Annotated in this window: 12 protein-coding genes and 4 pseudogenes; 10 read left to right on the top strand and 6 right to left on the bottom strand. The window is 60.5% G+C overall.

Annotation, left to right across the window (positions count from 1 at the left end):
* Positions 1–138: 138 nt before the first annotated feature.
* From ligD to AC0V2S_RS17760, 4 genes and pseudogenes are all read left to right on the top strand, one after another.
* A pseudogene (gene ligD, locus AC0V2S_RS17775) lies at positions 139–925 on the top strand (non-homologous end-joining DNA ligase).
* A gap of 255 nt (positions 926–1180) precedes the next feature.
* Positions 1181–1555: an SDR family NAD(P)-dependent oxidoreductase gene (locus AC0V2S_RS17770; protein WP_475510882.1), complete on the top strand. Its 375-nt coding sequence runs from the start codon at positions 1181–1183 to the stop codon at positions 1553–1555.
* A pseudogene (locus AC0V2S_RS17765) lies at positions 1486–1877 on the top strand (SDR family oxidoreductase). Before AC0V2S_RS17770 ends, AC0V2S_RS17765 begins: the two are co-directional and overlap by 70 nt.
* A 78-nt stretch (positions 1878–1955) precedes the next feature.
* Positions 1956–2237: a Rho-binding antiterminator gene (locus AC0V2S_RS17760; protein ID WP_475510881.1), complete on the top strand. Its 282-nt coding sequence runs from the start codon at positions 1956–1958 to the stop codon at positions 2235–2237.
* 75 nt (positions 2238–2312) lie between these two features.
* Here the strand turns inward: AC0V2S_RS17760 and AC0V2S_RS17755 are convergent, their stop codons facing one another.
* Positions 2313–2636 (bottom strand): helix-turn-helix domain-containing protein, encoded by a 324-nt coding sequence (locus AC0V2S_RS17755; protein ID WP_475510880.1) that lies wholly within the window; start codon positions 2634–2636, stop codon positions 2313–2315.
* Positions 2633–3169: an AraC family transcriptional regulator N-terminal domain-containing protein gene (locus tag AC0V2S_RS17750; protein WP_475510879.1), complete on the bottom strand. Its 537-nt coding sequence runs from the start codon at positions 3167–3169 to the stop codon at positions 2633–2635. The genes AC0V2S_RS17755 and AC0V2S_RS17750 overlap by 4 nt, the downstream gene beginning before the upstream one ends.
* 314 nt (positions 3170–3483) lie before the next feature.
* Between AC0V2S_RS17750 and AC0V2S_RS17745 the strand changes: the two genes are divergently transcribed.
* On the top strand, positions 3484–3630 hold the full coding sequence (locus tag AC0V2S_RS17745; RefSeq protein ID WP_475510928.1) for a hypothetical protein: 147 nt from the start codon (positions 3484–3486) through the stop codon (positions 3628–3630).
* Complete coding sequence (locus AC0V2S_RS17740) at positions 3585–3683, top strand: hypothetical protein (protein WP_475510878.1); 99 nt, start codon at positions 3585–3587, stop codon at positions 3681–3683. The genes AC0V2S_RS17745 and AC0V2S_RS17740 overlap by 46 nt, the downstream gene beginning before the upstream one ends.
* Before the next feature lie 239 nt (positions 3684–3922).
* Here the strand turns inward: AC0V2S_RS17740 and AC0V2S_RS17735 are convergent.
* The 3 genes and pseudogenes from AC0V2S_RS17735 to AC0V2S_RS17725 form a co-directional block, all read right to left on the bottom strand.
* Positions 3923–4378, bottom strand: a pseudogene (locus AC0V2S_RS17735) (LysR substrate-binding domain-containing protein); the annotation flags it as partial.
* Between the two features lie 14 nt (positions 4379–4392).
* The gene (locus AC0V2S_RS17730) at positions 4393–4590 is read right to left on the bottom strand and encodes a hypothetical protein (RefSeq protein WP_475510877.1); all 198 of its coding nucleotides are present in this window, start codon (positions 4588–4590) and stop codon (positions 4393–4395) included.
* A 17-nt stretch (positions 4591–4607) separates the two neighbouring features.
* Entirely contained in the window at positions 4608–4751 is a 144-nt protein-coding gene (locus AC0V2S_RS17725) for a LysR family transcriptional regulator (RefSeq protein ID WP_475510876.1), read from the bottom strand.
* Positions 4752–5134: 383 nt separating this feature from the next.
* Here AC0V2S_RS17725 and AC0V2S_RS17720 point away from each other — a divergent pair, with 383 nt between their 5' ends.
* The 4 genes from AC0V2S_RS17720 (at position 5135) to epsC (ending at position 10646) form a co-directional block, all read left to right on the top strand.
* A complete protein-coding gene (locus tag AC0V2S_RS17720) occupies positions 5135–7549 on the top strand; it encodes a TonB-dependent receptor (protein WP_475510875.1) in 2415 nt (804 codons plus the stop codon).
* Positions 7550–7586: 37 nt separating this feature from the next.
* Positions 7587–8495, top strand: coding sequence for a TauD/TfdA dioxygenase family protein (locus tag AC0V2S_RS17715; protein ID WP_475510874.1), 909 nt, complete (start codon positions 7587–7589; stop codon positions 8493–8495).
* A gap of 67 nt (positions 8496–8562) precedes the next feature.
* On the top strand, positions 8563–9456 hold the full coding sequence (locus AC0V2S_RS17710; protein ID WP_475510873.1) for a TauD/TfdA dioxygenase family protein: 894 nt from the start codon (positions 8563–8565) through the stop codon (positions 9454–9456).
* Between the two features lie 215 nt (positions 9457–9671).
* The gene (gene epsC / locus AC0V2S_RS17705) at positions 9672–10646 is read left to right on the top strand and encodes a serine O-acetyltransferase EpsC (RefSeq protein WP_475510872.1); all 975 of its coding nucleotides are present in this window, start codon (positions 9672–9674) and stop codon (positions 10644–10646) included.
* Positions 10647–10709: 63 nt separating this feature from the next.
* On the opposite strand, the pseudogene mapR reads toward epsC, so the two are convergent.
* Positions 10710–12120, bottom strand: a pseudogene (gene mapR, locus AC0V2S_RS17700) (GntR family transcriptional regulator MpaR).
* Between the last annotated feature and the right edge of the window lie 61 nt (positions 12121–12181).

Raw genomic sequence — 12181 nt, 5'->3', positions numbered from 1 at the left:
CAAGGGCAAAAAGAACGCAGCGAGCAACGGAAGGCAAACCATGGACGAGGTTTCGGTCAGTCACCCTGAACGGGTGATCGACGCCCAGAGCGGTACCCAGAAAATCGAATTGGCGCAGTTCTACCACGACATCGGCAAATGGATTCTGCGCACCTGCAGGGCCGCCCGGTGTCCTTGCTGCGCGCACCAGATGGGGTGGAGGGCGAGCAGTTTTTCCAGAAACACGCCCAGCACCTGGCCATTCCCCATATCACCCACCTCGACAAGAGCGTCGATCCCAATCACGCCCAGCTGATGCAGATCGACAGCCTGCCGGCGTTGATTGGCGCGGTGCAGATGGTTGCATCGAGCTGCACACCTGGGGCGCGAGCAGCGCCTCGGTCGACAAGCCCGACCGGGTGATTTTCGACCTCGACCCGGACCCGGCGTTGCCGTGGCGCAGCATGGTTGAGGCCACCAACCTGACCCTGGCTGTGCTGGATGAACTGGGCCTGGATGCCTGGCTGAAAACCAGCGGCGGCAAGGCATGCATATCGTGGTGCCACTGGCCAAAAGCGCCGGCTGGGACACCGTGAAAGGCTTTGCCAAAGCGCTGGCCACCTTTATGACCCAGCAGATTCCTGAGCGCTTCACCGACAAGATGGGGCCGCAGAATCGGGTCGGCAAAATATTTGTCGACTACCTGCGCAACCAGCGCGGGGCCAGCACCGCCTGTGCTTATTCGGTGCGGGCGCGGCCGGGGTTGGGCGTGTCTACGCCCATTCGCCGCGACGAGTTGGGAGAGTTGAAAGGCGCGGCGCAATGGACTCTCGACAATCTGCGCGAGCGCCTGGACGGCCTCAAGCAAGACCCGTGGCACGACTACCACAATCGCCAGCGCATCACTCGGGCTCACTGGAAAAAGCTGGGTGCTGAGCCGGTGTGATAGCCGCCCAAACCTCCGTCGTCCCAGCGCAGGCTGGGACCCAGACTCGCCCGGCATACACTTCCCTCCTGCAAGACTCTGGATCCCAGCTTTCGCTGGGATGACGGTGGGGGGACTAATTTCGGAGAAAATAATGAGCGAAGAGCAAACCCTCCCAGCCCAACACCAAACCGAGCAACCGGGCAGCGAAACCCAGATGCAGCCGCAGCCTGAAAGCATCAACGAGTATTACCAGGCCGCACGCAAACTCGAAGGTTGGTCGCCATCGTCACCGGCGGCGACAGCGGCATCGGCCGCGCGGTGGCGCTGCACTTTGCCCGCGAAGGGGCGAATGTGGCGATTGTGTATCTCGACGAACACGAGGAGCAGCCAATACCCGCGACCAGATCCACGCCCTCGGCCGCGGCTGCCTGCTATTTGCCGGCGACGCCGCCGACAAAAGCTTCTCTGCCAGGGCGTAGTCGACAACTGCCTGGCCGAATGGAAACGCCTCGATGTGCTAGTCAACAACGCCGCGAGCAACACCCGCAAGACAACCTCGAAGACATCAGCGAAGAGCAGTGGGAGCAAACGTTCCGCACCAATATCTTCGCCATGTTCCAGCTAACAAAGCCGTGCTGCCGCACCTGAACGCCGGCGCGAGCATCATCAACACCACGTCCATCACGGCCTATAAAGGCAATCCGACCCTGCTGGACTATTCCTCCACCAAGGGCGCGATCACTTCGTTTACCCGCTCACTGGCGCTCAACCTGGCCAAGCGCGGCATTCGCGTGAATGCTGTCGCGCCTGGGCCGATCTGGACCCCACTGATTCCCTCGACCTCACCGCCGAAAAAGTTGCCCAGTTCGGTAGCGAAACGCCGATGGGCCGGCCCGGCCAGCCGTCGGAAGTGGCACCGGCGTATGTCTACCTGGCCAGCGCGGACTCAAGTTATGTAAGCGGGCAGTGATTCATGTGAATGGCGGGACGGTGGTGAACGGCTGAGGGCATGGCGTATTCTGCGCCGACCTGGCACAGAGACGTTCCCATGAGCACTGACTACCAACCCCTGAACTGCGACCTGTACGACTACCTCGAAATGGCTTGTCTGTACGAATACCGCCTGCTGATCGAAATGGTCGAAGGCGGGCAGTTCGAAGCCCGCGCGCTGAATACCCGCACCAATGCGCAGAAGGAAGAGTTTCTGTTGGTGCTGGTGGATGACGAGAAGGTGGAGCTGCGCATTGACCGGTTGCGGGCGATTACGCCGCTGAACGAAAAGGCCAAGTTTGGGCGGGTGGAGTTGGCGGGGAACTCGTGCGCCCCTTGAATTCTATCGAGGCTGGTCCGGCGCTCCGGTTAGCCGCGATGCTTTAAGCGATATTTTTCAGGCGTGCCAAATCTTTCACGGCGGCGCGCCGAAGAGCCGGCGGTATTCGCGGCTGAATTGCGACGGGCTTTCATAGCCCACCCGGTAACCCGCTGCAGCCACTTCCAATCCCTCACTCATCATCAGCCGCTGCGCTTCCTGCAGGCGCAGTTGTTTCTGGTATTGCAGCGGGCTCATGGCGGTAACGGCTTTGAAACGGTGGTGCAGGGCGGACACGCTCAGGTTGGCGACGCGCGCCAGTTCTTCGATGCGCAGGGGTTTGTCGAAGTTGGCGTTCAGCCATTCGATGGCGCGAGTAATGCGGTGCGATTGGCTGTCGCACAGGGCGATTTCGATCAATTGCTGTCCTTGCTGGCTACGCAGCAGGCGGTAGAATTTCCCGCAGCGCCAGCGGCGCGAGCATGGGAATGTCCCGCGGTGTCGAGCAGGCGGGTCAGGCGGTAAACGGTGTGTCGAGCAGTGACGTATCTATCCGATCCAGGTACATGCCGCGACTGGCCGGGCGAGCTGGCAATCCGACCGGGCCGGCGTCGCTGATATGCGGGTGATTTCTGCCGGGTCCAGATCCAGACGCAGGCACAGGTAGGGTTTGTCGGGGCTGGCTTCGGTGACTTGGCCGGTGACCGGCAGGTGACGGACACCACCAGTAATTCAAGCGCGTCGTAAATAAAGCTTTCACCGCCCAGGTGCACCTCTTTGCGGCCCTGGAATGATGCACAGCGCGGTTTGTGCACGCCACGCGATATGGGCGTGGGCTGTCGAAGCGGATCAGGCTGAGCGGCCCACTCGGTCTGCAAGGCGCCCTCTGAGGGTGCGAAGCGCTCAATCAACATGGCCAGTTCGTTTTGCCGTTGTTGTACTTCGATTTCCATAAAGCTCCGCAAGGACACCGACCACGATGGTGCGCACATGCTATGACACGCGCGCGGCAGATTGCCAGAGCGCACTGCGCTTGTGCAGGATTAGGCAAGCATAGGGCAGATCAGGTAAATGCGCCGTAAGCCAGCCCGGCATGCTGGGCGCCAGGCTTTGCAGGGAAGGGCGATGGTGCAGGATTAGCAAAAGGAAAGCAGGAAACGGATAACCGGCGGGCGCCTCGCTGAGTAATCGGAAACCGTGGTAATCGGGCCAACGCCGCACGGCCCGCCGCCACGTTTCTTATTTCTGACTTTCAGGAGAACGACTCATGTCTGAGCAAGTCAGCACGCTGGTCTTTATCAAAGCCAACGAAGGCCCTCGAGTCTGCACCGAACTCGAAAACCGTCTGCAGCACTGGTCAGTCAATCGTTGGGTGAACCCGGTTGCCTGGCGTATTCCCTGCAACGCTCCCTGACCGATCAACACCTGTGGCTACTGCAGGCACCTGGCAGTCGCCCGACGCGTTGAATGCCTACCTGTGCCAGCCGCCGCTGCAGATGCTGGGCGGGGTTTTGAGTGAACGTCTGGTGGTGGTCGAGATGGACTTGCACACCTTTAGCGGCGCCGTGGCTCAGGTTGGTGCCGTTACTTCCAGTCCTTGCGCAAGCGTTTGCCTGATAGCGCGGTGGGCGTTCGAGCTCGCTGTCCACTTCCACGATCATGGCGATCATCGCCCGCGCTGCTGCCGACAACCGATAACCGGCACGGCTGACAATCCCGCAACGGGCTTGCAGGCTTTCGATATCGGTTGGCAGGTTGCGCCAGTACAAAGGCACCAGTTCGCCGCGTTGCAACTCCAGACCGAAGGCTTCTTCGGTGCCAATGCCGATGGCATCGGTACGCCGCACAATGTCCACCAGCGCAGGAATATGCTCGCAGGTCACGCTGGGTCGAAGTCTGTGCGGCCGCTGAGGTTGGCGAGGAATTTGCGCGCCAACGCGGGGATTTTCGGTGTGGCGATGGGGTAGTCGAACATATCGTTGGTCGACAGGCTGTCCTTGGCCAGCAGCGGGTGCCCCGGTCGGCAGAAAAAACATGCCGCGCCGTGGAGTAATGGCCTGGGTCTGGAAATTCGGGTCGGCTTCGAAATGGCTGATGTCGGCGATAAAGAATTCGATCTCATCGCGAGCCAGGCTGCGCCCGAGTTTCTCCCAGTTATCCACTTCAAAACTCAGGCTCACCCGTGGGTGCTGCTGTAAAAGCGCGCCACGGCGTTGGGCACCAACCGCACCGCCGGGGCCGGGCCGCAGCCAAAACGGAGGTCGCCGGCGTCCAGTTTGGTCATCTGGTCGATTTCACTGCTCAGGTTCGCCGCGCCTTGCACCAGGCGCAGCGCGTGTTGCAGCACCACCTGACCTTCGGGCGTGGGGCGCAAATCCTTGTTGCCGCGGTCTACAGGGCGCAGCCAAATTCTTGCTCCAACCCCTGAATACTGCGGCTGAACGCCGGTTGGGTAATGCCGATGGCATCGGCCGCGCGTACGAAACTGCGGTGTTCTAACAGGGCAATGAAGTAGCGCAGTTGTCGAAGATCCATATGCTTTCCTGGCATTGAAAAAATAAGTCGAAGGCATTTGCCGCTCTATGGGTGACGGTTTTAAATGCAGGCTCTTATTCCGTCAACACAGCATGTTTATATTAGTTAGAACTTAAACGAATATGAATATGGCGACGTGCACCAGGGGAGCCGTAATGGTTAAGCGACGCAGCAACCAGCTTTTCCAAAATCAGTACCAACGCCGAGCGCATCAGCGCATGTGTTGTCACGCCTAAACAAAAGGCAGCCGTAGGCCCAGCGCCGCACGGACTCGCAACTTAACCCAGACCGTTTTTTTCGAGCACCGCGATTACGTGGTGGGGGATCGTTTTGCCCGCGAAATCTGCCCGCGGCTCAACGAGCGAATAAGGATTCAACAAACCATGCGTTCGACCATCAACCCGTTCAAACCGCGCTTGGCGCGACCCCTCGATGTGCGCCGATTGGCCACGCCGGAATATGCCCTGACCCTGATTCTGGCCCTGAGCAGCGCCGGCCAGTGGAGCAGCGCCTGGGCGGCAGAGGAAACCTCGGCCGATACCTCGACAACGCAAGAAGACCAAGCCGCAGCCGATGCCAAAGCAGATACCAAACTGCAGAAAGTGGTCGTTACCGCCCGCCGCCGTGAGGAAGACGCCCAGGACGTGCCAACGCCCATCACCACCCTGAGCGGCACCACCCTGGAAACCCAGCGCATCTACAAAGTGCAGGACCTTCAGCAAGTGTTGCCCAGCGTAAACGTGGCCTTTATTCATGCCCGTCAATCCAGCGTGGCGGTGCGTGGCATCGGCAACAACCCGGCCAGTGACGGCCTGGAAGGCAGCGCTGGTATTTACCTGGATAACGTTTATCTGGGCCGTCCGGGGATGGCTGTATTCGACATGCTCGATATCGAGCAGATCGAGCTGCTGCGCGGTCCGCAAGGCACCTTGTTTGGCAAGAACACCACCGCTGGTGTGCTGAATATCAGCACCAAGAAGCCGACCTTTACGCCGGAGCGCACTGTGGAAGTGTCGGGCGGGGAGAACGGTTACTTCCAGGGTAAAGGCACCGTATCCGGGCCGTTGACGGAAACGTTGGCCGGACGTGTATCGGCCTACCGCACCCGCGACGATGGCTACACCAAGAACATCTATAACGGCGACGACCTTAACGGCGGTGAGCGCCAGGGCGTGCGTGGGCAGCTGCTGTTCCAGCCTAACGAAGACTTCAATCTGCGTTGGATCAACGACTACAACGAGGAAGATTCCACTCAAGGCACCATGGTGGTGTACGGCGCCCCGGCGCTTTACCGCCAGCGTGCGGCTCTGGTAGGCGCTTCGCCGGTCTACGACAGCAGCCGCAACGACGTGAATATCAACAGTCGCCAGAATGTCAGCGTGCACCAGGGCGGCAGTTCGGTGGAGGCCAACTGGAACCTGAATGGCGGTTACACCCTGACCTCGGTGAGCGCCTACCGCTATTGGCACTTCACCCCGGCCAACGACGAAACCCTCAATGTTTCGGCGATCAACAACACCGGCGTGGAAGTCCATGACCGTCAGTTCTCCCAGGAGTTTCGCCTGGCATCGCCTACCGGTGGCTTCTTCGACTACGTCGTGGGCGCCTATGTATTCAATGCCAATCTGGGCAACAAGACGTTTACCGACTATGGCCCGGAGGCGGACCGGTTCCTGCTGCCGGCCGCACAGAACGGCTTCAACTCGCTCGACGGCGTTTACAGCAAAGCCAACGGCAAGGTGGTGACCGACAGTTACGCGTTGTTTGGCCAGGGCACCTTCCACCTGACAGATCGTCTGGACTTCACCGCTGGCCTGCGTGGCACCTATGAAGAGAAGCAAGCCAAGGTCGAGCGTTTCGCCCCTGAAGGCGGCGAAACACCAATCGGGCCGGGCGCGACCATTCGTAATCGCCAGTTGGGTGCCTATGACTCGGGCGACCTGAGCCTGCATAACTCGTCGCCGTCCGGCCTGTTGAGCCTGAGCTACAAATTCAGCGACGACGTGTTGGGCTACGCCAGTTTGTCCCACGGGGAAAAATCCGGCGGGGTAAACCTGGCAGTGGCAAGTGCACCAACGGCAGGCGCCGATTCATTGCTGGTCGGCCCGGAGCGCGCCAACGACGCCGAGTTGGGTTTCAAAAGCACGCTGCTGGATCGTCGTCTGTTGCTCAACGCCAATATCTTCTGGACCGGCATCCACGGCTATCAGGCCACCACGCTTTATCAGCCAGCAGGCACGACCAGCCTGGTGCAAGTACTGGCTAACGCCGGCAGCGTGCGCAGCCGCGGCCTGGAATTTGAAGCGACAGCGCTGGTTATCCGTGGCCTGACAGTCAACGTCAACGGCTCGTACAACGACGTGACCTACCTGTCGTTCGAAAACGCGCCATGCCCTGGCGAGGTTTCCACTGTGGCCGGTGCTCCGGCCACGTGCGACCTCACTGGCGAGCGCGTGGTCGGCGCTTCGAAATGGATCGGCAATATCAACAGCGAATACAAGTGGCAGCAGGGCGGTGGTATCGAACCGTACGTCAACGCGAGCTACTCGTACCGCTCCGAAGCCGAAGGCACGCTGGATAACTCCGACCTTTCCAAAATTGACGGCTACGGCCTGGTCAACCTCTCCACCGGTATCCGTACCGACCTGGGTGACGGCCAGCTCGACGCGTCGCTGTGGCTGAAAAACGCCACCAACCAAGAGTATTACCTGAGCGCTTTTGCCTACCTCAACGGCGCTTACACCGCGTCGGTGGGTCAGCCGCGCACAGCCGGTGTGACCCTGCGTTACGACTTCTAACCCGAGCCTGAACCTGAGCAAACAAGAGGAAATAATCATGAGCAATGCAGCACTCGCTACCCCGCACAGCAGCGCCGTACAACTTGATATCCGTCGCGTTGCCGGCCGCATCGGCGCCGAAATTCGCGGGATCACACTCTCCGCCGACCTAGACGCCGACACTGTCGCCGCTATCCAGCAGGCATTGGTTGAACACAAGGTGATCTTCTTCCGTGGCCAGACGCATCTGGATGACGTCCGCCAGGAAGCCTTCGCCAAACTGCTCGGCGAACCGGTAGCGCACCCCACCGTTCCGGTAGTCGACGGCACCCACTTCCTGCTCGAACTGGACTCGGCCAAAGGCGCCCGTGCCAGCTCCTGGCACACCGATGTGACCTTCGTCGACGCCTACCCGAAAGCCTCGATTTTGCGTTCGGTGGTGGTGCCGGAATACGGCGGCGACACCGTGTGGGCCAACACGGCGACTGCCTATGAAAACCTGCCGAGTGAGCTGAAAGAGCTGGCCGACAAACTCTGGGCCGTGCACAGCAACGAATATGACTACGCCGCGGTTAAACCCAACGCCAACGTCGAGGCACTGGAGCACTACCGCAAGGTATTCGCCTCTACCGTTTACGAAACTGAACATCCGGTCGTGCGTGTGCACCCGGTCAGCGGCGAGCGCAGCCTGTTGCTGGGTCACTTCGTCAAACGCATCAAAGGCTACTCGGTGGCCGACTCGGCCCACCTGTTCAACTTGCTGCAAAGCCACGTGATCCGCCTGGAAAACACCGTGCGCTGGACCTGGCAAGTGGGCGACGTGGCCATCTGGGATAACCGCTCCACCCAGCACTACGCCGTGGACGACTACGCCGACCAGTCGCGCATCGTGCGCCGCGTAACCCTGCACGGCGAAGTGCCGTACGGCGTACACGGCCAGCGCAGCCAAACCATCAAAAAAGCCTGAAGCCGTAAACCGAAAGCATGAGCAGCCCGCCGCCAACGGCGGGCCCCTTGATCTGGAGATTATTTGTATGAGCCAACCTGCCACCGCCCTGCGCCAAGACGAGCCGCAATTCGCCATCGTGCCCCTTCAAGACGAGGCATTGGGCGCCATTGTTTACGGCCTCGACGCGCGCCAACCGCTAAGCGCTGATCAAGTGCTGGCCCTGAAACAGGCACTGCGCGACCACCACATTCTGATCTTCAAGAATCAGCAACTGGATGACCGTCAGTACCAGGACTTCACCAGCTACTTCGGCTCGGTATTCCAGCCGCACCCGGATTTCCCCGTGCTGTCGTCCAATGCTGACGGCAAGGCGCCGACCATTGTGCGCGTGGCCAATACCGAAGGCGGCGAGCTGGGCAACTTCGCCTTGCCGGCCCACAGCGACCACCAGTGGACGCCGACGCCATCGGCCGGCTCCTTGCTCTACGCCTTGCAAGTGCCAAGCAAAGGCGGGGAGACCAGCTGGACTAACCTGGCCCTGGCTTACGAAACGCTGCCGGAAGAAACCAAAGCAGAAATCGAAGGCCTGCGCCTGATCAACTACAACCCGTTTGTGCGTATCAAAGCCGGTGGTTATGGCGGCAATTTTGTTACCTACCGCACGCCGGATATCGAGGCGATTCAAGGCACCGAACACCCGTTGGTGCGCATTCACCCGGAAAGCGGAAAACGCCTGCTGTTCCTCAGCGTACACACCGAAGTGGAAATTCCGGGCTACGACCCGGAGAAGGGCAAGGAGCTGATCGGCCGTCTGCGCGAGCACCTGCAGAAACCCGAGCTCTACTACACACATACATGGCAGGTGGGCGATATCGTTTACTGGGACAACCAGGCGACCCTGCATGCGCGCAATGCGTTTGATCCCAAGGAAATCCGCAACCTCAAGCGCATCAGCTTGGCGGGGAGTCGGCCGTTCTGAGATATCTCAGCGTCATTCCCGCGCAGGCGGGAATCCAGAGATTAGAAGAGGGCTCCGCTCTCCCTCAAATTCTGGGTCCCCGCCTACGCGGGGACGACCGGGACTGCCTAGACGATTTAGTTCTGAGCCTAAACGAAATAATTATTTAGGCCGTTCTTGAGCCGCGGCATAGAGTAGCCATCCCGCCTGATTCAGCCGTATGCCCAGGGATTGCCATGACTAAACAGCTAAACGCCGGCCTCGACCAGTTGACCCCAACGCCCACCGAAGCCGTCAGCCAACCCGTGAATTGGCAACTGGAACAGATCGTGGGCGAACTGCACGCCGTGCGCGCCGAGTGGCGCGCCAGCAACGGCCGCTCCCGCGAACTGGTCGGCCGCGAATTGCCGTCACGCCAAGCCATGGCGACCATTCTCGATGGCCTGATCGGCGCGCTGTTTCCCATGCGCCTGGGGCCAAGCAACCTGCGTCAGGAAAGCGAAGATTTCTACGTTGGCCATACCCTCGACAACGCACTGAATTGCTTGCTCGCTCAAGTGCGTCTGGAATTGGCCTACGCCGCCCGCCAGCGCGGCGAAGAAGCGGCTACCGAAGCCACTGCTGTCGCCATTGTGCGCGACTTTGCCAGCGCTTTGCCGGCCATGCGCCGCCTACTCGATACCGACGTGATTGCCGCCTATCAGGGCGACCCGGCAGCCCGCAGCGTGGACGAAGTGCTGCTGTGCTATCCCGGTATTCTGGCTGTGATTCACCATCGCCTGGCCCACCATTTGTACCGCGCTGGTTTGCCGCTATTGGCGCGTATCAGCGCGGAACTGGCGCACTCGGCCACTGGCATCGACATCCACCCCGGCGCGCAGATCGGCCATAGCTTCTTTATCGATCACGGCACTGGTGTGGTAATCGGCGAAACCGCGATCATCGGCAACCATGTGCGTATCTATCAGGCGGTCACCCTCGGCGCCAAACGCTTTACCGCCGACGAAACCGGCCAACTGCACAAAGGCCAACCGCGTCACCCGATAGTGGAAGACGACGTGGTGATTTACGCCGGCGCGACCATTCTGGGGCGTATCACCCTGGGCAAAGGTTCGACCATCGGCGGTAATGTGTGGCTGACCCGCAGTGTGGCGGCGGGCAGTAACGTGAGCCAAGCAACGGCGCAAAGCCAATGCCCGGGTGAGGCGTAAGGCGGATATACGCCGATTTACCCGATAGCGTATCGGCGGATATCGCCTCTGGTGATATTCGCCCTACATGGCTTCCACAATCCTGCCCAACATCTCCATCGCCCGCTCACTCGGCTCACCCCACGGATGCCCATGGTTCAATCGTGAGCAGTTTCCAAAGCGCCGCGTCGCCGAGAAGATCGGCCCTGGTGCCAGGCTGATGCCCTGGGCCAACGCCAGCTGAAACAGCTGCAGCGAGTCCACCTGCTGGGGAAATTCAAACCACAGAGAAGTAGCCGCCACTGGGCCGCGTTACTCGCGTTTCCGCCGGGAAGTGGCGGGCGGCGGAGGCGAGCATGGCGCTTTGTTGCATCTCTAGGGTGTGGCGCAATTTGCGTAGATGGCGGTCGTAGCCGCCGTGCTGCAGATAGTCGGCAATCGCCGCCTGCGCGGGCACGGACGGGGAAATGGTGGTCATCAGTTTTAGCCGGCTGATCTTTTCCGCATACCGCCCGCCAGCCACCCAACCGACCCGGTAACCCGGCGCCAAGCTTTTGGAAAACGAGCCGCAGTGCATCACCAACCCGTCACGGTCAAAACTCTTCACCGGCTTAGGCGGCTGCGTGCCGTAGTACAACTCGGCATACACGTCGTCTTCAATCAGCGGCACCTGGTGTTGATGCAGCAGTTCATACAGGGCGCGTTTTTTGTCGTCGCTCATGCTCGCGCCCAGCGGGTTTTGCAGGCTACTCATAAACCAGCAGGCCTTGATCGGCAGCTGGGCGAGGCTGCCTGCGAGGGTTTGTAGGTCGATGCCTTCACGCGGGTGCACGGGAATTTCCACGGCCTTGAGTTTCAGCCGTTCCAGTACCTGCAACGTGGCGTAAAACGCCGGCGCTTCAATGGCCACCAAGTCCCCCGGCTGCGTCACGGTTTGCAGGCACAGGTTGAGCGCTTCCATGGCGCCGTTAGTGATGACCAGCTCTTCCAGCGGCAGCATCACGCCGCTGACCATATAGCGCAGGGCAATCTGCCGGCGCAGGTCCGGGTTGCCGGCGGTCATATCGGCGATCACGGCATGGGGCGATAGCTGACGCAGACTTTGCGCCATCGAGCGCGCCAGACGGGCGAGGGGATAGAGGTGGGGGCTGGGGAAAGCGGAACCGAAGGGCACGGTGTCGGGGTCTTTCAGAGAACCCAACACCGAGAACACCAGCTCGCTTACATCCACATCTGTGGTGTGCGCCGGGCGCGGATTGATCTGCGCGTCGGGCAATGGCTGCTTGGCATGTTCACGCACGAAGTAGCCCGAACGGGCCCGGGCTTGAATAAGGCCACGGTCTTCCAGCAGGTAATAAGCCTGGAATACCGTGGACGGGCTCACGCCATAGGTGCGGCTGGCATGGCGCACCGAGGGCACTTTTTCCCCGGCAGCCAGCACGCCAGTGCGGATCAGTTCGGCAATTTCATCGGCGAATTTTTCGTAGCGTTTCATCTTGTCCTGCAAGACCACGGGCGAATGCGCAGGAAGGTACTCTACGGAAAGCGGCGCAGTC

The sequence above is a fragment of the Pseudomonas sp. CC11G genome (assembly GCF_056174845.1).
The sequence above is the reverse complement of the archived record's forward strand: the minus strand, read 5'-3'. Positions and strand labels throughout refer to the sequence as shown.